General features: G+C 69.9%; 18 protein-coding genes. 8 read left to right on the top strand and 10 right to left on the bottom strand.

The genetic code is table 11. From position 1 onward, the window contains the following. Positions 1 to 53: 53 nt before the first annotated feature. Positions 54 to 1,868: a GH25 family lysozyme gene (locus VG899_07560; protein ID HWA66210.1), complete on the bottom strand. Its 1,815-nt coding sequence runs from the start codon at positions 1,866 to 1,868 to the stop codon at positions 54 to 56. Positions 1,869 to 2,041: 173 nt separating this feature from the next. Here VG899_07560 and VG899_07555 point away from each other — a divergent pair, with 173 nt between their 5' ends. Then, complete coding sequence (locus VG899_07555; protein HWA66209.1) at positions 2,042 to 2,536, top strand: MarR family transcriptional regulator; 495 nt, start codon at positions 2,042 to 2,044, stop codon at positions 2,534 to 2,536. Further along, positions 2,537 to 4,234 (top strand): MDR family MFS transporter, encoded by a 1,698-nt coding sequence (locus VG899_07550; protein ID HWA66208.1) that lies wholly within the window; start codon positions 2,537 to 2,539, stop codon positions 4,232 to 4,234. It begins immediately after the preceding gene. A 48-nt stretch (positions 4,235 to 4,282) separates the two neighbouring features. Here the strand turns inward: VG899_07550 and VG899_07545 are convergent, their stop codons facing one another. From VG899_07545 to VG899_07525, 5 genes are all read right to left on the bottom strand, one after another. After that, positions 4,283 to 5,224, bottom strand: a complete 942-nt coding sequence (locus VG899_07545) for a hypothetical protein (GenBank protein HWA66207.1) — start codon at positions 5,222 to 5,224, stop codon at positions 4,283 to 4,285. A gap of 139 nt (positions 5,225 to 5,363) precedes the next feature. After that, entirely contained in the window at positions 5,364 to 7,010 is a 1,647-nt protein-coding gene (locus VG899_07540) for a putative PEP-binding protein (protein ID HWA66206.1), read from the bottom strand. Positions 7,011 to 7,024: 14 nt separating this feature from the next. After that, entirely contained in the window at positions 7,025 to 7,873 is an 849-nt protein-coding gene (locus tag VG899_07535; GenBank protein HWA66205.1) for a phosphatase PAP2 family protein, read from the bottom strand. A 165-nt stretch (positions 7,874 to 8,038) separates the two neighbouring features. After that, positions 8,039 to 9,109 (bottom strand): diacylglycerol kinase, encoded by a 1,071-nt coding sequence (locus VG899_07530; protein ID HWA66204.1) that lies wholly within the window; start codon positions 9,107 to 9,109, stop codon positions 8,039 to 8,041. Next, positions 9,106 to 9,621, bottom strand: a complete 516-nt coding sequence (locus tag VG899_07525; protein HWA66203.1) for a carboxymuconolactone decarboxylase family protein — start codon at positions 9,619 to 9,621, stop codon at positions 9,106 to 9,108. Before VG899_07525 ends, VG899_07530 begins: the two co-directional genes overlap by 4 nt. Positions 9,622 to 9,681: 60 nt before the next feature. Here VG899_07525 and VG899_07520 point away from each other — a divergent pair, with 60 nt between their 5' ends. From VG899_07520 to VG899_07510, 3 genes are all read left to right on the top strand, one after another. Next, entirely contained in the window at positions 9,682 to 10,191 is a 510-nt protein-coding gene (locus VG899_07520) for a SigE family RNA polymerase sigma factor (GenBank protein ID HWA66202.1), read from the top strand. After that, positions 10,188 to 11,075, top strand: coding sequence for a hypothetical protein (locus VG899_07515; GenBank protein ID HWA66201.1), 888 nt, complete (start codon positions 10,188 to 10,190; stop codon positions 11,073 to 11,075). The genes VG899_07520 and VG899_07515 overlap by 4 nt, the downstream gene beginning before the upstream one ends. 113 nt (positions 11,076 to 11,188) lie before the next feature. Further along, positions 11,189 to 13,465 (top strand): glycosyltransferase, encoded by a 2,277-nt coding sequence (locus tag VG899_07510; GenBank protein HWA66200.1) that lies wholly within the window; start codon positions 11,189 to 11,191, stop codon positions 13,463 to 13,465. 27 nt (positions 13,466 to 13,492) lie between these two features. Here VG899_07510 and VG899_07505 read toward each other — a convergent pair whose 3' ends face one another. The 4 genes from VG899_07505 to VG899_07490 are packed head-to-tail and all read right to left on the bottom strand — an operon-like array spanning position 13,493 to position 18,091. Further along, positions 13,493 to 13,990: an AbfB domain-containing protein gene (locus VG899_07505; GenBank protein HWA66199.1), complete on the bottom strand. Its 498-nt coding sequence runs from the start codon at positions 13,988 to 13,990 to the stop codon at positions 13,493 to 13,495. Between the two features lie 29 nt (positions 13,991 to 14,019). Then, positions 14,020 to 16,080 (bottom strand): glycosyltransferase, encoded by a 2,061-nt coding sequence (locus VG899_07500; protein ID HWA66198.1) that lies wholly within the window; start codon positions 16,078 to 16,080, stop codon positions 14,020 to 14,022. After that, positions 16,077 to 17,243 (bottom strand): UDP-galactopyranose mutase, encoded by a 1,167-nt coding sequence (gene glf / locus VG899_07495; protein ID HWA66197.1) that lies wholly within the window; start codon positions 17,241 to 17,243, stop codon positions 16,077 to 16,079. Before glf ends, VG899_07500 begins: the two co-directional genes overlap by 4 nt. Then, the gene (locus VG899_07490; protein ID HWA66196.1) at positions 17,240 to 18,091 is read right to left on the bottom strand and encodes a glycosyltransferase; all 852 of its coding nucleotides are present in this window, start codon (positions 18,089 to 18,091) and stop codon (positions 17,240 to 17,242) included. The genes glf and VG899_07490 overlap by 4 nt, the downstream gene beginning before the upstream one ends. An 18-nt stretch (positions 18,092 to 18,109) precedes the next feature. On the opposite strand from VG899_07490, the gene VG899_07485 reads away from it, so the two are divergent. From VG899_07485 to VG899_07475, 3 genes are read left to right on the top strand one after another with little or no spacing between them, the layout of a single operon-like run. Beyond that, positions 18,110 to 19,354, top strand: coding sequence for a hypothetical protein (locus VG899_07485; protein ID HWA66195.1), 1,245 nt, complete (start codon positions 18,110 to 18,112; stop codon positions 19,352 to 19,354). Further along, complete coding sequence (locus VG899_07480) at positions 19,351 to 20,511, top strand: hypothetical protein (protein HWA66194.1); 1,161 nt, start codon at positions 19,351 to 19,353, stop codon at positions 20,509 to 20,511. The genes VG899_07485 and VG899_07480 overlap by 4 nt, the downstream gene beginning before the upstream one ends. Further along, positions 20,508 to 21,446 (top strand): glycosyltransferase, encoded by a 939-nt coding sequence (locus VG899_07475; GenBank protein HWA66193.1) that lies wholly within the window; start codon positions 20,508 to 20,510, stop codon positions 21,444 to 21,446. The genes VG899_07480 and VG899_07475 overlap by 4 nt, the downstream gene beginning before the upstream one ends. The last annotated feature ends 7 nt before the right edge of the window (positions 21,447 to 21,453 follow it).

Genomic DNA, 21,453 nt, shown 5'->3' with positions numbered 1-21,453 from the left:
CTGCGGCCGTCAGGTACGCCGCAGGCACGGACAGCTTGGCTGAGGAGGCGTCGTCAGGTGACGGTCAGCGTCACGGGCGCGGAGGTTCCGGCGGTCAACCCGTGGCCGGGTGAGGCGAGCACCTGGTAGCTCTGCGCGACACCCTTCTTGCGCGCCTTGACCCGGTAGCTGAAACCGCCTTGGGCGTTGACAGTCTTGATCGGACCGGTCTGCCACTTCCCGTTGACCTTCTGCTCGAGCATGACCTGCTCGCCGTCGAACACCGGCGCGACGGTCCCGGTGAGCGCGACCGTCCCGCCGTGCTTGACCTTCGACCTCGCCAGCGTGGCGGTCACCACGGCGTGGACCAGAGTGGTCGAGGTGGCGCTCGCCGCGTCGTACCCCGATGCACCCTTGAAGACGAACTCGACCTCGACCGCGCTCGGCGGGTGCAGCGTCACGTTGACGCTGCCGTCGGAGGCGGTCGTCGTCGTCGCGAAGGTGTGCCAGGTCTTCGCCCGCGGCGCCTTGCGCAGCACCGTCACCGACTGGCCGCTGAGCGGCGTCGCCGGCGTGGTGTCGGTCCGGGACAGTACGGCGGAGATCGACAGCGGCTGGCCGTAGTTGATCGACGCCGGCTGCACGGGCGCGATCTGGGTCGGGACGACCGGCGTGATCGAGGCGCTCGGCGCCGACGGCGTGCTGGACCCGGCGGCGCTGACCGCGGTGACGGTGAAGGTGTACGCCGTCGTCGGGTCGAGCCCGGTCACCGTCGCCGACGTCGCGGCCCCGCTCACCTTCGCGGTCAGGCCACCGGGCACGGAGGTCACCACGTAGGACGTCGTACGCGCGTTGCCGTCGTTGCCGGGAACCCAGGACACCTTCGCGCTCGCCGGCCCGGCGACCGCCGTCACGGCGTGAGGAGCCCTCGGCACCGCGGTCGGCCACGGCACCGTGGCGGTGCCGTCGGACAGCGTCGTCCACGGCAGCTGCGAGCCGCCCGTCCCGAGGTACTCGGACTCGTCGACCTTCCCGCTGATGCCGTTGATCGTCGCCGAGTCGGTGTACTGCCACAGGTCCGCCAGGGGAGCCGACGACCCGTAGGAGGCCATCCACAGCGGGAACCGGGCGAACGCCGTCGGGTCGTCGAGGACGTCGGTCCAGAAGGACGGGTAGGTGTAGAGCATCGGTGTACGGCCGGTCAGCGTGCGCACCCGGTACAGGAAGATCTGCGCCCACGTGACCAGGTCGGCGCGGGACAGCCCGCCGGTGACCTCGAGGTCGAGGACGGGCGGGAGCGTGTCGGGGGTGTCGACCGCACCGATCTGGTTCACGAAGTACTTCGCCTGCGCCATCGCGGTCGAGCTGATCGGATAGGCGGGGCGCGCGAAGTGGTAGGCGCCGTGGACGAGGCCCGCGGCCAACGAGTCGGCGTAGTCGTCGGCGAAGTACGGGTTCGTGTAGTTGTTGGACTCGGTGGCCTTGATGATCGCGAAGGACATGCCAGACCCCGCGACGGCGTTCCAGTCGATCGGCTTGCCGCTGGGGTACGCCGCGGTCGCCGGGTGCTGGTAGGAGGCGACGTCCGGTCCGTTGATGGTCGTCGGGGTGATCGTCGGCGTCGGCGTCCCGGTCGGGGTCGTCGTCGGCGTACCGGTGGGACTGACCGTCGGCGTCGTGGTCAGCGTCGGCGTGGGAGTGACACTCGTGGTCGGTGTCGGTGTCGGCGTGCTGGTGGCCACGTGCGTGGTCGTCGGCGTCGGCGTCGGCGTCGGGCAGAACAGCGTGCAGAAGTCAGGAGACTGGGCTGCGCTGAGCTGCGCCGCCCCGATCTGCCCGACGGCGAGCAACAGAGTCAGCAGGGCGACGATCCGCGAACGACGATGCATGCGATGAGGGCTCCGGCCGGGGGAAGGGAGTCGACGAACTCCCAATCTAAGCCGCGACGGGCGATCGGCCCGTCGTGACGCGCGGTCTGGCGCCGCCCCGTGAGGGCGGCCGTGTGATGTTTCGCACAGCCTAATGGTTTTGTTGTACGAAGTAATCGGATTAACCTGTTCTCGTGAGCACGCCGCCGACTACGACTCCCCCGCTGTCAGCAACAGCGGCCGACCTGGTCTCGGCGTTACGCAACGTGATGAAGCGCCTGGAGCGCACCCAGATCAAGCCACCCGACCCGAGCAAGGAGACGGCGTGGCGTGACGCACCGCCGGCTCCCCGGCACGTTGCCGCCCTGATGCAGATCGTCAGCAACGAGGGCATGAGCGTCAGCGCGCTGGCCGCTCAGCTCGAGATCTCGTTGGCCACCGCCAGTCAGGTCGTCACCGACCTGGACAACGGCGGGCTGGTCGAGCGGTACGAGGACCCGACCGATCGCCGGCGCACCCTCATCAGGATCGCGGAGTCACACCGCGCGCTCGCGGAGACGATCCTCGACACCCGCCTGCGGCCCGTGCAGCGCGCGCTCGACCGGATGCGACCGGCCGAGCAGCGCGCCGTCGTACGCGGCCTTCACCTCATCGCCGAAGAACTAGAAGAAAGCGAAGTGGGGCACTAGATGCCACCGTCTCTCACCCAGCGCCAGATCCGTCTGGTCTTCGTCGGGCTCATCCTCGGGATGTTCCTGGCGGCGCTCGACCAGACCGTCGTGGCGACGGCGTTGCCGACCATCGTCGGCGACCTCGGCGGCCTCAACCACCTGTCGTGGGTGGTGACGTCCTACATCCTCGCCTCGACGGTGACCGTCCCGTTGTGGGGCAAGCTCGGTGACCTGTACGGGCGCAAGGGCTTCTTCCAGGCCGCGATCGTCATCTTCCTGATCGGCTCGGCGCTGTCGGGGGCGGCGCAGAACCTCGACATGCTCATCGCCTTCCGGGCCATCCAGGGTCTCGGCGCCGGCGGTCTGATCGTGGGTGCGCAGGCGATCATCGGCGACGTCGTACCGCCCGCGGAACGCGGTCGTTACACCGGCCTGATCGGCTCGGCGTTCGCGGTCGCGAGCGTGGCCGGACCGCTGATCGGTGGGTTCTTCACCGACGACCTGACCTGGCGGTGGGTCTTCTACATCAACCTGCCCATCGGCGCGATCGCGCTCGTCGCCGTCGCGACGTTCCTGCACGGCGACATGACGAAGGTCGACCACAAGATCGACTACCCCGGCGCCGCGGTGCTCTCGCTCGCGGTGACCGCGCTGATCCTGATGCTGACCTGGGGCGGGGTGAACTACGCCTGGGGGTCCGCAACGATCATCGGGCTCGGCGTCGGGTCGCTGATCCTGTTCGCGGTCTTCGTGCGGATCGAGTCGGTCGCCGACGAGCCGATCGTCCCGCTGCACCTTTTCCGCAACTCGGTGTTCCGCACCTCCTTCGTCACCGGCGGCACGGTCGGGTTCTCGATGTTCGGTGCGCTGACGTTCCTGCCGCTGTTCTTGCAGGTGGTCCACGGCGCGTCGCCGACGGTCTCCGGCCTGGAGATGGCGCCGATCATGGCGTTCGTCCTGATCATGTCGATCGTCAGCGGGCGGCGGATCACGGCGACCGGCACGTACCGGCGCTTCCCGATCGGCGGCACCATCCTGATGGCGATCGCGATCTACATGTTCTCCCACTTGACCGCGTCGACGCCGTTCTGGCAGACGACGATCGTCATGGCGGTGATGGGCACCGGGCTCGGCATGACCATGCAGGTGCTGCTGCTCGTCGCGCAGAACTCGGTGGAGTACTCCGAGCTCGGCGTCGCGACCTCGCTCGCCGCCTTCGGCCGCTCGATCGGCGGCGCGGTGGGTACGGCGGTCTTCGGCACGATCTTCAGCACCCGGCTCGCCCACGACCTGCCGGCGCAGATCGCCAAGGTGCCCGCCGCCGTACGGGACAACCCGCTCGTCAAGCAAGGGCTCGCCCACGTCAACGGCGCCTCGGTGACCGCCAACCCGGCCGCCCTCAAGAAGCTGCCGCCGGTCTTGCTCGACCCGATCCACACCGGTTTCACCGACGCCTTCCGGGTGGTGTTCCTGGGCTGCCTGCCGGTGGCCGTGCTCGGCATCATCGGCGCGCTGATGCTCAAGGAGGTCAAGCTCCGCGCGGCGTACGCACCGGCATCGGCTGATGGCGAGCCCGCGCTCAGCGAAGGTCTCGAGGTCGCCGAGTCGATGGGAATGCCGGCACCGCAGGAGATCGAAGAGCTCGAGCCCCCGGTCCCGGCGCAGCGCCGTTCAACGCCGGCCAAAAAGACTGCCGCAAAGAAGCGCCCTATGTGACATACGTGTCGCCATAGCGGCACCGATGTCACATAGGGCGGATCGCATTCAGGCCGCGCCGCGGCGCAGAAGACGTACGCCGGGCGGCAACGGCTGGCCCTCGAGTCGTCGGTAGCAGGCCAATACCTCGTTCAGCACTGCGGCGCCTTCACGTCGCAGTCGGCGCGGCGAGTTGTGAAGCACGGTGAGGCCGGCGGAAGTCATCGCATCGTGGCGGGCCTGCATCGACTCGAACGCATACTCGCCGCTGTGGAAGGCGCGACCGTTCGTCTCGTGGACCAGGGGAGCGTCCCGGAAGAGGGCATCGGGACTGACCCGACGTCCATCGGGCAGCTCGAGCAGCGGGTTGATGAGCGGCTCGGGCAGCCCCTTGTCGCGGCGGCAAAGCTCGAGGAAGTCGATCTCGGGCGCTGAACGGGCGCCCTTGACGACATCGATCACGGCGCGTCGAGCGATGCCGGCGCCCCGACCAGCGAGGTGTGCCAGCTCGTCAAGCAGCGCTTGCTCGCGAGCCAGACGGCGTTGGACGGCGTCCGCGACGATCGCGTTCGCCGTCTGTTGACTTCCGATCCGGGCTGCCGCCTCGACCAGCGCTCGCTCTGTCGGGCAGTACGGAAGGCCGTTGAGGTACACCGGTTCGGGGAGGCGGTGGGTACGGCGTACGACGACAGATCCTTTGCTCATCCGATGCTCGGTAGCCGGAATCAGGAGGTGGATGGCCGACTGTGTCGGCAGGAACCGCACGCCGTGTGCGGCAAGCGCCGTCACGTCGGCGAGCTGTGCCGACGAGCCGGCGTACAGCAACGCCGCCCGGCAGCGCTGCCGCAACGACAGGCGGCCAGTGAAGGTCGCGTAGACGCCGGGAAGCACCGGCGTCCAACGGCGAGCCAGGCGATGTCGGAGCTGGCCCAGCGTCAGCTCCTCGAGGGCCTGGCCACGGGTGACGATGCCGTCCTGCCGGGCAGCGAAAGATTGCAGTGAGTGCGTCATGGGCCCAAGTTGTCCGCTCCGCCCTGCGCCACGGTGACGCATGAGCCGATCGGTGGACAGCGTCAGGAGGTGTGGAGCGTCAGCTGCTCGTATGTGACATACGTGTCGCTATAGCTGCACACATGTCACATAGGCACGGCTAGGGGTGGTCGAGGGCGGCGCGGACTCGGGCGCGGGCTTCAGAGGGCCCGTCGGCTGACAGCGCTGCGGCGGCGTAGCGCACACAGTCCTCCGATGTGTGGCGCAGCAACGTTGCACGTACGTCGGCGAGCGCCCGCGCGGTCATCGACAGCGCGCCCGCACCCAACCCGACGAGCACGAGCGCGAGCAGCGGGTCGCTGGGCGCCTCGCCGCAGACCGTCACCGGCCGCCCCAAGACCGCGCCCGCCCGCAGCACGGTCGCGACCAGGTCGAGGAAGGCCGGCTGCCACGGGTCGAGCAGGTCGGCGAGCTCACCGTCAGCACGGTCGGTGGCGAACGTGTACTGCGCGAGGTCGTTGCTACCGACCGACACGAAGTCGACGACCTGCAGCAGGTCGGTCGCCCGCAGCGCGGCCGCCGGCACCTCCACCATCACGCCGGCGGTTTCGACGCCGTGTTCCCGGCACTGCGCGGCGAACCAGGCGGCCTCGGCGGTGGTCGCGACCATCGGCGCCATCACGCGCACCCGCGCCGGTGAGCCGCGCGAGGCGATCCCGATCGCGGTGAGCTGGTCGGCGAGCAGCTCCGGGTGGCGCCTGGCGACGCGCAGTCCGCGTACGCCGAGCGCCGGGTTCGGCTGGTCGCCCAGGCGGACGAACGACGCCGGCTTGTCCGCCCCGATGTCGAGCGTGCGGACGGTGACCTCGCGGTCGGGAAAGGCCGCCAGCACCTCGGTGTACGCCGCGGCCTGCTCGGCGATCGTCGGCGGCTCGTCGCGGTCGAGGAACGCGAACTCGGTACGGAATACGCCGACGCCTTCCGCCCCGGCCCCGATCGCGTCGGCGATGTCGGCCGCGCCGCCGAGCGCGGCGAGCAGCTGGACCGGCCGGCCGTCCTTGGTCCGCCCCGGCCCGGCCGCGACCAGTTCCGCAGGCTCGGGAACCTTCACCGCCTCCCCGACCGCGTCGGAGTCCGGGTCGGCGGTGACTTCGCCGCTCGCCCCGTCGACCATCACCCGCTGGCCGCTGCGCAACGACGCGACGCCGGGGCAGGCGACGATCGCGGGAATCCCAAGTGACTTCGCCAGCACGGCCGTGTGGCTGGTCGGACCGCCACGCTCGGTGACGATGCCGAGCACCCGCTGCGGGTCCAGGCCCGCGGTGACCGCGGGCGACAAATCCCGCGCTACGAGGACGAACGGCGTACCCGGGTCCGGTATGCCAGGCGTCGGCTCGCCGAGCAGCCGGGCGACGACGCGGTCGCGGATGTCGTCGAGCTCGGCGCGGTCGGGGACGGCGCGCATCGGGTCGGAGGCGCGCATGTCCCGGTACGCCGCGAACGCCTCCCACGCGGCGCGCGGTGCGGCACGCCCGGTGCTGACCAGCTGCGCCGCCAGCGCGGTCAGCGACGGGTCACGCGCGATCCGCGCCTGCCGCACCAGCACCGCGCCCGATGCTCCCGCCCGCGACGCCAACGCCTCGAGCTCACCGCCCACCGCGTCGAACGCCTCGCGCGCCCGATCGGTCTCGGCTCGCACGTCGACCGGTGCGCCGTCACGCGGCGGCAGCACCGGGCCGTGCACCCGCGCGACCGGGCCGACGGCGACACCGTTGCTCACGCCGATGCCGGCGTACGTCGAGGGCACCGTTCGAGTCTGGACTAGGCGGTCGACGGCTCCACGCCGGCGGGTACGTCGGGCGCCTGCGCGCCCGGCGGCAGTACCAGACCGGCCATGGTGAGCAGCCGCACGATTCCGAACGCAAGGGCGACCGTGACGAAGCCGGCCAGGACGTCGATCAGGTAATGGTTCGCGGTCGCCATGACCACGACCGAGAGCACGATCGGGTAGAGCGCGCCGAGCACCTGGGTCACCCGATGCCTGCCGTACTGCACGAGCTGCCAGCCGCACCACAGCGCCCACCCGACGTGCAGGGACGGCAGCGCGGCGTACTGGTTGGTGTCCGCACCGAGCCCGCGCGGCGCGCTCGCCGCGTTGCTCCACCAGCCGTAGTGGGAGAACTTCGCCATCGTGTCGATGAAGTCGGGCAACAGTCGCGGCGGCGCGACCGGCAGCAGCGAGAAGCCGACCAGTCCCAGAATCGTCGCGACCATCAGCACCGAGCGCGCCTGCGAGTACGCCGAGCCGTGCCGCCGCCACATCCAGACGAGGACGACGGGCGTCACGATGTAGTGCAGCGTCGCGTAGATGTAGTCGGCGGGCAGACCGAGCGCCATGTGCGCCGAGAACGCCTTGTTGAGCCAGTGTTCGGGCGCGAGGCCCACGACCTTCTCGAAGTGCAGGATCGAGTGACCGTTCTCGAACGCCTCGCTCGACTTGCCGGCGACCAGGTACCGCGTTGCGTCGTAGAGGGAGTAGACGCCCGCGATCAGCAGGATCTCGCGGAAGCCGCGGATCGCCATCCAGGTCTTGCGGTGGGTCTGCAGGCGGCGGTACCAGCCGAGCCGCTGCGCCTCGGTCACCGAGACGACCGGGTCCGGGGAGTGCACGATCGAAAGCGTGTCATCGGCGGGCGACGATTCCGATGCGGTGACGTCGACGCGTTCTGAGGTCAAAAGTGAACCTCCCCGCCCGACCGCCCGGATACTTACGTCGTCTTACTACTTTGGCACGAAGCGTCCCGGAACCGGAAACTTATTCCCGATCCAGGCATCTCACGCCGTTTGCACCAAGCCGTTGCCCACGACGAGCGGCAGGTCGAGGGCGGTGACCAGGCCGGGTGCCGCTTCGACGACGTGGGGCAGCGCGTTGATCAGCCGCATCGCCGTCGCCTTCAAGCCCGCCGTGTTGTGGTCGCCGTCGCTGCCCAGCAGCTGCAAATCGACGGTGTAGTTCGGCTCCCCGCTGACGATCACCCGGTAGCAGCCGTGGCCAGCCGGCTGCGGCCAGTCCGACGCGAGGTCGTCACGCAGCCGCGTCACGTGCTCGAGCACCAGTCGAGGCTTCCCGCCCACCATCCCGCGCACCTCGAAGCGCAGCGCTGCCTGCGTGCCCGCAGCGATGGTCCCGGTCGGGATGTCGAAGTCCTCCGGCGCCGGGAAGCGGGTGTAGCTCTCCTCGACCGCGTCCAACGTCACGTCGAGCGCCTTCGCGAGCTGATGGACGACGCTGCCCCACGCCATCGTCAGCACGCCGGGCAGCAGGATGAATGGCGTCTCCTCCAGCGACATCCCGAAGCCCATCAGGGGACCGAGCACATCCGCCTGGTCGTACGTCGCGTAGTTGAGCAGCTCGATGCAGCGCACCTCGTCGATCCGCTCGCTGATTCCGGTGACCAACAGCGGCAGCGCATCGTTGCCGAACCCTGGGTCGACGCCGTTGACGAAGATCGACGCGCCGCCTTCGTGCGCCGCCGCGATCACGTCCGCGGCCATCTCGTCGGCAACGCCGTACGGATACTGCAGGAACACCGGACTCGACGACACCACGTTGATGCCGGCGCGCAGGAAGCGCGCGAGGTCGGCGAGCGCATCGGTGATCCGGTCGTCCGCCCACGCGGTGTGCACGATGCAGTCCGGCTTCAACGCGAGCAGCGCCTCGGCGTCGTTGGTCGCCGCGACACCGAGCGTGCGACCGAGCCCGGCGAGCTCACCGGCGTCCTTGCCGACCTTGTCCGGGTTGGACACCCACAGCCCGACCAGCTCGACGTCGGGACGCGCGTCGATGCCGGCGATCGCGTGCTTGCCGACGTGTCCGGTGCTCCACTGCACGACTTTGTAGGTCACGAGGTCCCATTCAATGAGGCGACCGGAGCCGCGAAGTCGGGAAGCGAACACGTCTGGTCCAGGCCGAGCACCTGCATGAACCTGCCCTGCGACAGGTACTTGCCGATGACCAGCGACAGCTCGACGATCTCACCCGGGTCGAAGTGCTGTTCGAGGCGCGCCAGCAGGTCGTCGCCGATCGACAACGAGTCGCCGCAGAACGCCTCGGTGTACTCCAACGCCACCCGCTCGGCATCGCTGTAGTCGGTGGCGTCCCGCCACCCCGCCACGCCGGTCAGCACGTCCTCGGTCAGGCCCGCGTCGATTGCTTCCGGCGAGCGCCACGACAGGCAGACGGTGCAGCCGTTGATGATCGCGATCCGCATCCGGACCAGTTCGTGCAACCGCCAGTCCAGCGTGCTCGCAAACGTGGCAGCGTTCATCGCGCCGACCGCCGCCGCGAACTCCGGTCGCAGCGACAGCGCCTTGACGACGTCGAGTCCGTCGCCGTCGGGCAGAGAAATCCGGGCCATGCGTGCAGCGTCTCGCGTCCCGCGTGCGTTGTCATGGTTGTGACGACGAAAGGGCCGGGCATGGGTGAGGACTCGTTCCGCGAGTTCGTCGTCGGTCGCGGCCCCGAGCTGACCCGGTTCGCGACGTTGCTGTGCCGCGACCGCCACGAGGCCGAGGACCTGCTCCAGGACACCCTCGCGTCGGCCTACGCAAGCTGGCGGCGCATCGAGCGTGTCGACTCGCCCGAGGCATACGTACGCCGCATGCTGGTCAACCGGCACGTGTCCCGGTGGCGCCGCCACCGAGGCCGGACCGAGCCGCGCGCCGCCGTCCCCGACACCACCACGCCGGACCACGCGGAAGCCAACGCGACCGCCGACGCGGTACGCCGGATGCTGCGCGACCTGCCGCCCAGGCAACGCGCCGCCGTGGTCCTTCGCTACTACGCCGACTACACCGACGCCCAGATCGCCGAGACCCTCGGCTGCAGTGAGCCGACGGTCCGCAGCCAGATCTCGCGCGCGCTGACCCATCTCCGTGCCCCCGCCGAGGCCGCGACGCTCGGCGCGACCGATTGGACACATTCATGAACGTCGACGACCTGCTCCGCTCCGGCCTGCGCGACCTCGCCGACGAGGCCGGCGAGTTCCCCGATCTGCACCACGTCGTGGTGCAGCGAGGCCGGCGGCGACGCACCGTACGACGGGCGACGGCGGCCGGCGGCGCGGTCCTCACGGTCGCCGCGGTGGCGGGAATCGGCGTGGTCGTCGCCGGCGACACCGGCGGCGGCAGCTCCGCCGTCGTGACCCCGCTGGCCGGCGACTCGACCGCGGCCGCGCCGTGGTGGCAGACCTGGCAGGCGGACCGCCACGACGGCCCGGTCGACCAGACGTTCCTCGACGCCGCCAACCACTCCTATGAGGCGACCAGCGGCGGTGGGCCGATCGACGTCTACGCAACCGGCACGACACCCGACGGGACCGACTGGGTGATGTTCACCGACTCGACCCAGCCCGACGTCGTCCAGTGGCTCCAAGGCTGGGACGGTGCTCCGGACTTCGGCACCAGCACCGGCGACGTCGTACCCGCCATGACCTGGTCGTCCTTCGCCACACCGACTCGCGCCGGTCACGACATGGTCGGCGGCGACGTCCCGCACTGGCTCGTCGTGGTGGGCCGGCCGGGCACCACCGAGATCGACTACAGCCCGGACGGCACGTCGTGGACGGCATTGCCGCTCCAGGACGGGGTCGGCGTCATCAAGATCGCCGACGGCTACCCGCCCGCGACGGCACTCGTACGACTCTCCGACGCGACGGGGGTCTACGCAACCGGTACGCCGGACGGCTCCGGTGCCGCCGAGCCGGACGGGGACAACTCCGCTCCGGCGGGGTCGGCGACACCGACCGCGACCCCCACGACCCCGGCCACGGCCGCGACGGGAGCGCCGACACCGACCGCCACGAGCCCGTGACCCTTTCAGGAATCGCTCAGCAACCTCGCAGGGTTCTCGGCTAGCGTCGGACGGTCCCGAGCTCCCGGTCCTAGGCGACGTCCCGCGTGCCCTCCCGATTCCTCTACCGTGTCGTGCCCCGCGCGATCACGGAGCGCAAACAGCGCATCGACCGCCTGGTCCTGATGTACCGGCGCCTCGAGGTCCGCCACGCGAAGGTGCTGCCGGGTGGGCGGGCCAGCCGCGGGCTTCACCTGCCGCCGGTCGACCGGATCGAGAAGATCGAGCACGCGCTCATCGCCAAGCGGACCTACGACGACTTCACCCTCACCCTCGAACGCACCGCCGACATCCAGGCCGCGTCCGTCGCCGCCTTCCGCGCCGTGATGAACCGCGGCCGCGAAGGCAGGGCTCGCACCCTGGCCCTGGCCGTGCAGCGCAACGCCGAGACCGCCCTCGCCGGGGACGTCTGCCGTGCGATCCTCGCGATCTTCGACTGGCAGCCCGGCTTCGCCTGGGAGCTGCTGCGTCGCCACGACCCGGCGGCCGTGCTGCCACTCGCGCCGGGCGAGTTCTTCCGCGCCGCGTTCGCCGTTGCGCCCGACGAGGCGGTTGGTGTCCTCAACCGGCTCCGAGCCGGCGAGCTGCAACCGGCGATCTCCGCGGTCGGCTGGCGCGGGATCGCCAACGTCGCTTTCGCCTACGGCGAGGAGGACCTGTCGAAGTGGGCGATCGAGCGGGCGATCGCGCAGGCGAAGGGCGACCCGGTCACGTTGCAGCGCGCCGCGGAGCTGGCCCGCTGGTACGGCCGGCGCACCAAACGTGACGACCGCGACGCGAGGCGTCCGATCGCCTTCGTGCTGCTCGACGAACGCTCGCCCGAGCATTCCAAGCGCCGGACCCGCAAGCCCGATCGACGGCAGCGGCGGACCATGCTCGAGCTTCTTTCGAAGACGCGGGACACCCGCTTCGACGGCGACGTCCAGGTGGTCCGGCAGGTCAACGACTTCATGGCCCGACGGCCGGGTGACCGCACCGCCGGCACCGGTTCGACCACCGTGTGGCTCTACGCCGCGGGACGCAACGCCACGGCGTACGCCGACGTCCCGCGAGGGACCTGGCTGCCGGTGATCGGCAAGCTGCCGCTGCCGCTGTTCGGCGTAACGGCGAACTTCCCGTTCGACGACCGCTACCGGCCGATCTTCGCCTCGATCACCGTCGACGGCGTCGTCGGGCTGCGCACCCTCGTCCCGGCCGCGCTCGACCAGCTTCGACGTTGCGGTCCGGTCGGCTGCGCCGACTGGGACACCTACTGGCTGATGCGCGCGGCAGGGGTTGCGGCATTCCTCGCCGAGGACGCCCCCGACGCCCTGTCCGACGTCGTCACCAGGATCGTGGCCGGTGACGACGAGCAAGCCGTGTACGACGCGTGGCGTGCGGCGTGTGCACCCGCAGTCGCCAAAGGCCTGGCACGCGACGCGGACTACGCCGAACCGCTTCCGCTGAAGCTGGACATCGACGGCGTCTGCCGCTCGATCCGAGCGAAACGGGTCGTCGTCGAACGCACCGAACCGGCTGGCGAGGGTCCCGAGATCAACCTCGAGTTCTCCCTCGACGGCAACCTCAAGCACCAGATGGTGGTGTGCCTGGACTCCATCGTGCGCCGCGCCAGTCGGCCGATCCGGCTGTTCGTCATGTGCCGCGACCACGACGCGGCCGACTTCACGCGACTGGCGGCGTTGTTCCCGACCGTGTCGTTCGTGTGGCTGCCCACCGACGAAGTCGACCACGGCGACCTGGCTTCGATGATCAGTCACCTCACGGTCGCGACGATGGACCGACTGCTGTTGCCGGAGCTGCTCGACGACGTCGACCGCGTGGTGCACCACGACATCGACGCGGTGTGCCTCGCCGACGTCGCCGAGCTCGCGGACCTCGATCTCCAGGGGCACCCGATCGCCGCCGCGTCCTCGACCCGCTGGCGCTACCAGAGCGGCTTCAACGAGCTACGCGGCACCGCGTACCGGCTGCGCGCCCAGGGCCGGCCCGACATGGCCGAGGAGCTCATCGCCCGCACCCACCTGCGGCACGCGTTCGACTTCGGCGTGTTCAACGCCGGGGTGATCGTGTTCGACCTCGCGCGGATGCGCGCCGACGGCTTCTGCCGCAACTACTTCCCGTACATCGAGCGCTACGAGATGAACGACCAGGCCGTGCTCAACGCCTACGCCGGCGCCGATCGGCTGGTCCTTGCCCGGGAGTGGAACTGGTGTCCGCGGCTCGAGGACGTCGACGACCCGAAGATCGTTCACTGGGCCGGGCGGTTCAAGCCGTGGAAGCCGACCTGGGTGCGTGCCCGTGAGCTGTGGGACGCCGCCGAAGAGCTGGCGGCCACCCGTTCGGCCGACTGAGAGATCTCGCAGGTGCCCGTGGGCCGGTCACACCGTCCAGGGCGGACGTGCCAGCCAGCTGACGTCGTCCTCCCATGACGCCGCGCTCGCCCACTGCTCTGGTCCGCCGCGCGCGGCGAGGAACACCTCGCCCGCATAGTGGCGGATGAACCGAGACGGGAAGTCGGGCGACGACAACGAGATGCCCTGCCCGTTCTTGCCCGGCGACACGTCGAACGTGGCGTCCAACGCGTGCTGCTCGTCGCCGTCGTTGTAGTGCAGGACGAGCACGCCATGGTGATGGCGCAAGAAGTTCCCGGGAAGGTTCTGCGCTTCCAGCGACAGCTTCGAGCGGTCGGCCAACCCCGCTCGCACGACCCACGTCGCGTCGGCTCGATCCAGCGAGGAGCTGTTCCGCGAGATCGGGGACAGCAACACCTTGCCCTCGCGATGGCGCAGACAGTCACCGTTGCAGCCGGGCGTCGTCGCGCTCAGCATGATCTGTGACCCGGGCGGAAGAGACGGCCCGGCCGTACCTGTGCTCATTTCGGCCATCACCGTAGCCGAACCAGGGGTCAGGCTTCGAAGGCCTGACGCCACTGCTCGGGAGAGGTGAACTCCGCCGCCGCCTGCTGGTAACGCTCGGCAAGGGCCGGCCACTCGCGATAGAGCCGGGCGTGAGCCACAGCGCTGGCCCGCATCAGCTCGCGGAAGAGCTCCGGGTCGCGCTTGTACCAGGAAACCGTGACGCCGTCGGCCGCTGAGACGACCGCGCCGTCGAGCGGCGACAGGATCCACCAGTGTGCGTCCTGGCTCGCCACGACGGCCTGCGGCCGGTCCTTCGTCGCCGGATCGACCGGGCGCAGCTGACGCAGCCCACCGATCGCCGCCTTGATGACGAGGTCGATCGGGTTCGACGGCGACGTCGGCTCCTTGCCACGCCTCGGCGGCTTCTTGCGCTTCGCCGGCGGAAACGCCTCGACGTCAGGACTGCTCTGCGCGTCGGCGAACGTCGCACGAACCCGCCGCAGCTCGGCGGGCTTGGTCGCCAGCTCGCGGTGCATGTGCTCCGGTCCGCTGAGCACGTCCTCCAGCGCCATGAGCCGCATCTTCGCCGTCGAGTACTGCATCGACAGCAGATGCTGGACCTGGTGCTGTGAGCTCTCGCTGACCAGCGAGCCACCGCGCTTGTACGGCGAGTGCAGCAGTGCGGAGACCAGGCGGTTGCGCAGGTGGTGGTAAGCCTGCCAGTCGACGGCGTCCGTCTTGTCCTGCCACGGCACGTGCCAGACCGCGACGCCCGGCATCGACACCGTGGGGAAGCCGGCGGCCCGCGCCCGGATGCCGTACTCCGCGTCGTCCCACTTGATGAAGACCGGGAGGGCGAGCCCGATCTCCCGGATGATCGCGGTGGGGATCAGGCACATCCACCAGCCGTTGTACTCGACGTCGACGCGGCGGTGCAGCCACGACGTGTGACGCAGCGACCGGCGGCCGAAGTCGTGCCCGTGGTAGGTCCGCGGCGCCGGTCCCCACCACCAGCTGTACGGCGCGACCGTCTCGCCGAACGCGTGCAGCACGCTGCGGTCGTAGAGGCTGAACATGTGCCCGCCGACGATCGTCGGCCTGCGGGCGAGGTCGGCGAACGTGACCGCGCGCAAGATGCTCTCCGGCTCGGTCACCACGTCGTCGTCGAGCAGCAGCGCGTAGTCGCTGGTGCCGGCGCGGACGGTCTCGTCCATCACCCGGGAGAAGCCACCGGATCCGCCGAGGTTGCCCTGGTTGATGATGGCGAGTCGCTCGCCGATTCCCTTGGTCGACGCGGCGAAGTCGGCGTGGTCGGCGACCTTCTGCGTTCCCTGGTCGATGACGTAGACCTTGTCGACGACGTCGAGCACGTCGGTCGCACTCGCAAGGACTGCCAGGCCGTCGACACAGAAGTCCGGACGGTTGTACGTCGTGATGCCGATCGACACGCGACCGGACTGCTGGCGGTCGGTCTGCGCCGCCCACTCGGCCGACTCGAGCGTCACGTCCTTGGGGCCGGCGACGATGTCGAACCAGTACCAGCCGCCGTCGGCGAAGGTCGACAGGGGCAGCTTGATCGTGAGGTCGCCCACCTCAGCGACTTGGATGGACTCGACCGGGTGGACGTGCCCCTTCGCGTTGGAGCGGAGGACGACGACCGTGCACTCACCGCTGACCTTCACCCGGAGCACGACCTCGTCGATGACGCTCCAGCGGCTCCAGTACGACGCCGGGAACGCGTTGAAGTACGTGCCGAACGAAACGCGCTCACCGGCGGTGATGAGAGCCGAGCGACGGTTCGCGAGGTCGCCCATGCCTGAGGGGTTGCCGAGCGCTCGGATCAGCGACTGTGCAACGCCGGCGGCGGCGTTGACGACCGCGGAGGACTGCGTCTTCTTCTTCTTCTCCTCTTCCTCGATGTCGCTGGCGTCGAGTACGGCGAGGTTGGAGCCGCGGTCGAGGTCGGTCTCGACGTACAGCGGAAGCACGTCCATGTCGTCGGCCATCGGCAGGACGACACGCTGCAACACGCGCAGGCCGAGGCCCGCATCCGTCACGTCGACCGTGGGCGCGACCTGCAGGTCGGTCCGCTGCTCGGCGATGCTCATTCGTCGTCTCCAGATGCGAGAGGCGCGTGGTCGGCGAAGTGCGGCCGGATCCGGTTGTCGAAGGTCGACAGCGCGGCCCCGATGGCCATGTGCATGTCGAGGTACTTGTACGAGCCGAGCCGGCCGCCGAACACGACCTGCGGCTCGCGCTTGGCGAGCTCGCGGTACTTCAGCAGCCGCTCGCGGTCCTCGGCGGTGTTGATCGGGTAGTACGGCTCGTCGCTGGCGTCGGCGACCCGGGAGAACTCCCGCATGATCACCGAGGCGTCAGAGGGGTAGTAGTCGCGCTCCGGGTGCAGATGACGGAACTCGTGGATCCGGGTGAACGGGACGTCCGGGTCGGCGTAGTTGACCACCGAGGTTCCCTGGTAGTCCCCGGTGGCGACGACCTCGGTCTCCAGATCGAGCGTGCGCCAGCCGAGCGTGCCCTCGACGTGGTCGAAGTACGCGTCGAGCGGGCCGGTGTACACGATGGGTACCTGCCCCACGACGTCCTTGCGGATGTCGAAGAAGTCGACGTTGAGGTCGATCTCGATCTTGGGGTGGTCGGCCATCCGCTCGAGCCACTTCGTGTAGCCGTCGACCGGCAGACCCTCGTAGGTGTCGGCGAAGTAGCGGTTGTCGAAGGTGTAGCGCACCGGCAGCCGCGTGATGATGTCGGCCGAGAGCTCGCGCGGGTCGGTCTGCCACTGCTTTGCGGTGTAGCCGCGGATGAACGCCTCGTACAGCGGCCGGCCGATCAGTGAGATCGCCTTCTCCTCGAGGTTGCTCGCCTCGGCGGAGACGCCACCGGCCTGTTCGGCGACGAGCGCGCGCGCTTCGTCCGGGGACATCGCCTTCTCGAAGTAGGAGCAGATGGTGCCCAGGTTGATCGGCATCGGGTAGATCCGGCCCTGGTATTTCGAGTAGACGTGGTGGCGATAGTCGGTGAACGACGAGTAGAGGTTCGCGTAATCCCACACTCGCTTGTTCGACGTGTGGAACAGGTGCGAGCCGTACATGTGGACCTCGATGCCGGTCTGCGGCTCGGGTTCGGTGTAGGCGTTGCCACCGATGTGATGACGACGTTCGATGACGCGGACCGACAGCCCCAGCTCGGTGGCGCAGCGCTCGGCAACGGTCAGACCGAAGAAGCCCGATCCGACGACGACAAGGTCGCTCACCTGGTCACCGGGTCGGTCGATTTCGCGAAACGGGTGGCGACCATGGTGGTGTACAGGCTACGCCGCAGCCGCCACGGGACCAGCCGGTAACCGCCGCGGATCGCAACGTTTCGAACGTACTGCGCCCGGCTGGTGATGCCGGCATCGCGCATGCCGCGCTGCAGCCGCAGCTCGGCGCGCAGCAGGTCCCGCCCGCCGCGACGCTGGTAGGCCCCGCTGCTGACCCGGTAGTAGACGAGTGGCTCGGCGACGTTCACCGGCGTGACGCCGTTGGCGAGCATCCGCGCGAACAGCCAGTAGTCCTCCATGAGCGGCACGGTGGCGCCGTACCCGCCGGCAGCCAGCACGGCCGCACGCCGGTAGACGACGGTCGGGTGGTTGAACGGGTCGTGCAGGTGCGCGTAGCCGCGGATCGCGTCGGCCCCCACCGGCGGCGTACGCTGGCCGACGACGTTGGCGATGTCGTCATGGAACTCGAGCAGCCCGGACCCCACGATGTCCGCGTCGGCGATGAGCGGGACCTGGACGGCGAACCGGTTCGGCATCGACACGTCGTCGGCGTCCATCCGCGCGACGACGTCGTACTGCGAGGCCTCGAGTCCCGCGTCCAACGCCGGACCGAGCCCGCCGTTCTCGGCGATCTCGACGTAGGTCACCGGCACCGGCGAAGTCGCCCGCAGGTGGTCCAGCGTGCTCGCCAGCGCCTCGCCCACCGGGCCGTCGCGGACGAGGATCACCTGGCTGGGTCGCAGCTGCTGGTCGTCGACCGAGCTGCGAAAAGCCTGGGCCAGGAAGTCGGCACGATCGCCCCCGAACACGGGCAGCATCAGCGCAAAGGGCTCGTGCACCGCGATTATCCTAGGGCGGTGCGGGCCAACCCGGGGTCAACCAGCTCTGGGCCGTCCAAGGTGTTCCTGCACGTCGGCGAGCCCAAGACCGGCAGCACCCACCTCCAGCAGGTGATGTGGCGCAACCGCGCCGCGCTCGCCGTCGACGGCGTCGTGCTCCCCGGCCCGCGTCCGCTCGCCCACTGGCGTGCCGCGATGGATCTGCGGGAGGTCCCGCAGCAGCCCAACGACCCGATCGGCTCCTACGCCGGGGCGTGGGAGCGAATCGCCCGCCAGGCCCAGCGCGCGCCGCGTGCGGCCGTGATCTCCCACGAGCTGCTCGCCGCGGTCAGCGAGGCGCAGGCCGGGCGGGCGCTGGCGTCCTTCGGCGACGCCGAGGTGCACGTGATCCTCGGCGTACGCGACTTTGCGACGCTCATCCCGGCCGAGTGGCAGGAGAGCGTCAAGCACCGCAGCACCCGCGGCTGGCACGACTGGGTCGGCGACATCATCGACCACGAGGCGGACGCCGAGGACCGGCGCCGGTTCTGGTTCTGGCGAGTCCACGACACTCTCGAGATCCTGCGAATCTGGTCGCAGGGTCTGTCCCCCGAGCAGGTGCACGTCGTGACGATGCCACCGCGGGGCAGCGCGCCCGACCTGCTCTGGCAGCGCTTCGCCGGGATCATCGGCGTCGACCCCGACCGGGTCGACACTTCGGTCGCGGAGTCCAACGCCTCGCTCGGGCTCGCCGAGACCGAGCTGCTCAGGCAGATCAACCTGGCCATCCCCGCCGAGCTGCCGAACTGGTTCTACATGAACACGGTCAAGGACCGGCTGGCGGCGCAGGTGCTCGCGAACGAGCCGAAGCCGGAGCGCCTCGAGCTGCCGAAAGAGCGCTTCGCCTGGGCGGCCAAGGAGTCCAAGCGGGTGGCCGCCGGTCTGCGCGCCGCGGGAGTCGACATCGTCGGCGACCTGGCCGACCTCGCGCCGGTCAAGGGTCCGTCACGTCAGGCCTCCCGCAGTCCCGACCACGTCGACGGTGACGATCTGCTGCGCCCGGCGCTGTCGATCATCACCGCCATGCTGACCGAGCAGGCCGCTGCCCAGGGCATTCGTGACGACGGCGACGAGGCGGCGAAGAAGTCGTTCGTCAAGCGAGCCGTCATCCGCGCGAGCCACCGCTCCCGCATCGTCCACGGCCTTCGGCGTACCTACTGGAACCTCGCCAACGCGACCCGGCGCAGCGGCGCGCAACGCGAACAGCACGGTGGTTGGTCATGACGGGCAAGGTCTTCCTGCACATCGGCGAACCGAAATGCGGCACCACGTTTCTCCAAGACGTCCTGTTCCGTCATCGCGACGCGCTCGCCGCGCACCACATCACGATCCCGGGCGTCGACATCAGCGACCACTACCGCGCCGCTCAGGACGTGCTCGAAGCCACCCAGGATCCCGACGACCCGGGCGGGCTGTGGGCGGGGTCGTGGGAAGCGCTCGCGAAGGTTGCGCGCACCAACAAGGACACCTCGATCATCACCCACGAGCTGATCTGCGGCGCCAACGACGCCCAGGCGGCACGTGCCATCGCCTCGCTGCAGCCGGCGGAGGTGCACGTGGTGCTGACCGCGCGCGACCTCGCCGGGCTGCTTCCGGCGGAATGGCAGGAGACGGTCAAGCACCGCAACTCCCGCACCTGGGAGCAGTGGCTGGTCGACGTGATCGACACGCCGCCGCGGCGGCGGCGGCTTCGGGCGCGCTGGTTCTGGTCGGCGCACAGCACGGTCGCGATCCTTCAGCGCTGGGCCGCCCTCGTCGGCCCGGAGCGGGTGCATCTGGTCACGGTGCCGCCGTCGTCGGCGGGCCCGGACGTGCTCTGGCACCGCTTCGCCCAGGTCATCGGCGCCGGCGACGTCGAGCTGGCGCTCGACGAGGTGCGCTCCAACCAGTCGCTCGGCGTGGTCGAGGTCGAGATGCTGCGCCGCCTCAACGAGCGGGTCGGTGAGCTTCCGCTGTGGTTCTACGCCCGCAACGTCAAGGGCAACCTCGCACACGGCCTGCTCGCCGAACTCAGCCGCGGTGAGAAGCTGCAGATCCCGGTCGACCGCCAGGAGTGGGTCCGGACCAGGTCCAGGCAGCGGATCCGGCGGATCAAGTCGCTCGGCGTCGACGTGGTCGGTGACCTCGGCGAGCTCGCCGCCCCGAAGGAGTTCCGTACCAGCCGCCAACCCAGCGACGTGACCGACGACGAGGTGCTCACGGTCGCGCTCGACGTACTCGGGACCACCATCGAGCGACGCTACGAGCGCGCGGTGGAACGCTCGCGCATGCGGCTGGTGGCGCGCCACGCCGCACCCCGGTTCCTTCGCTACGTTCCGACGAAGGCCGGCCGCGACGTCGCCTGGCGGATGGTGCACAAGATCGGCCGCCCCGACGCATGACGCACCCGACGACGCAGGTCGTCGCAGTGGTCGTGACCTACAACCGGCGCGAGCTGCTGCTGGAGTGTCTCGCCGCGATCGAGGCGCAGACCTCCCCGGTCGCCGAGATCGTCGTCGTCGACAACGCCTCTTCCGACGGCACCGCCGCGGCCGTCCGCGCCACGCACCCGAACGCGACGCTCTACGAGCTGTCGGCCAATCTCGGCGGGGCGGGCGGCTTCGCGTTCGGCGTCGCGGCCGCCCGGCCGTACGCCGACGCGCTGTGGCTGATGGACGACGACGCCGCGCCACTCCCCGATGCGCTCGAGCAGCTACTGGCGGCTCGTGATCGCTATCCCGGTCCGCGGCCGGCGATCGTCGCGAGCCGCGTGGTCGCCACCGACGGCAGTCCGATCCCGATGAACGCGCCGCGCGAGCGTCCCGGCGTCTCCCCGAAGGAACGTGCCGACGCCGCGGCCGCCGGGTGCATGGCGATCCGCTCCGCGTCGTTCGTGTCGGTGCTCGTCGACGGGCTGGCCGCTCGGCGCAACGAGCTTCCGGTCGCCGACTACTTCATCTGGAACGACGACTTCGAATACACCACCCGCCTGTTGCGGTCATCGGTCGGTCTGCTGTGCCCGGACAGCGTCACGCGGCACGCGGCCAAGCCGGCGGCAGACCCGGGCGCCCGGATGCACTTCGAGGTCCGCAACAAGCTGTGGCTGTGGACCCGCAGCCCGGCGCTCACCCCGAAGGAGCGCCTCCTCTACGGCGGCGCGACGTTGCGCCGCTGGGCCGGCTGGCTGATCCACTCACCGAATCGGTGGCGGCTCGTCAAAGGCATCGCCACCGGCGTCGGCGCGGCGTTGCGGGGCCCGCGGCGTACCGCCGACGTGCTGCCCGCCGTACCGCCCGCCGTACCGCCCGCCGTACCTTCCAGCCGTTCCCCGAAGTAGCACACGA

It is taken from the genome of Mycobacteriales bacterium, assembly GCA_035550055.1.
GTDB lineage: Bacteria > Actinomycetota > Actinomycetes > JAFAQI01 > JAFAQI01 > DASZTV01.
This window is presented reverse-complemented; position numbering and strand designations above follow the sequence as displayed.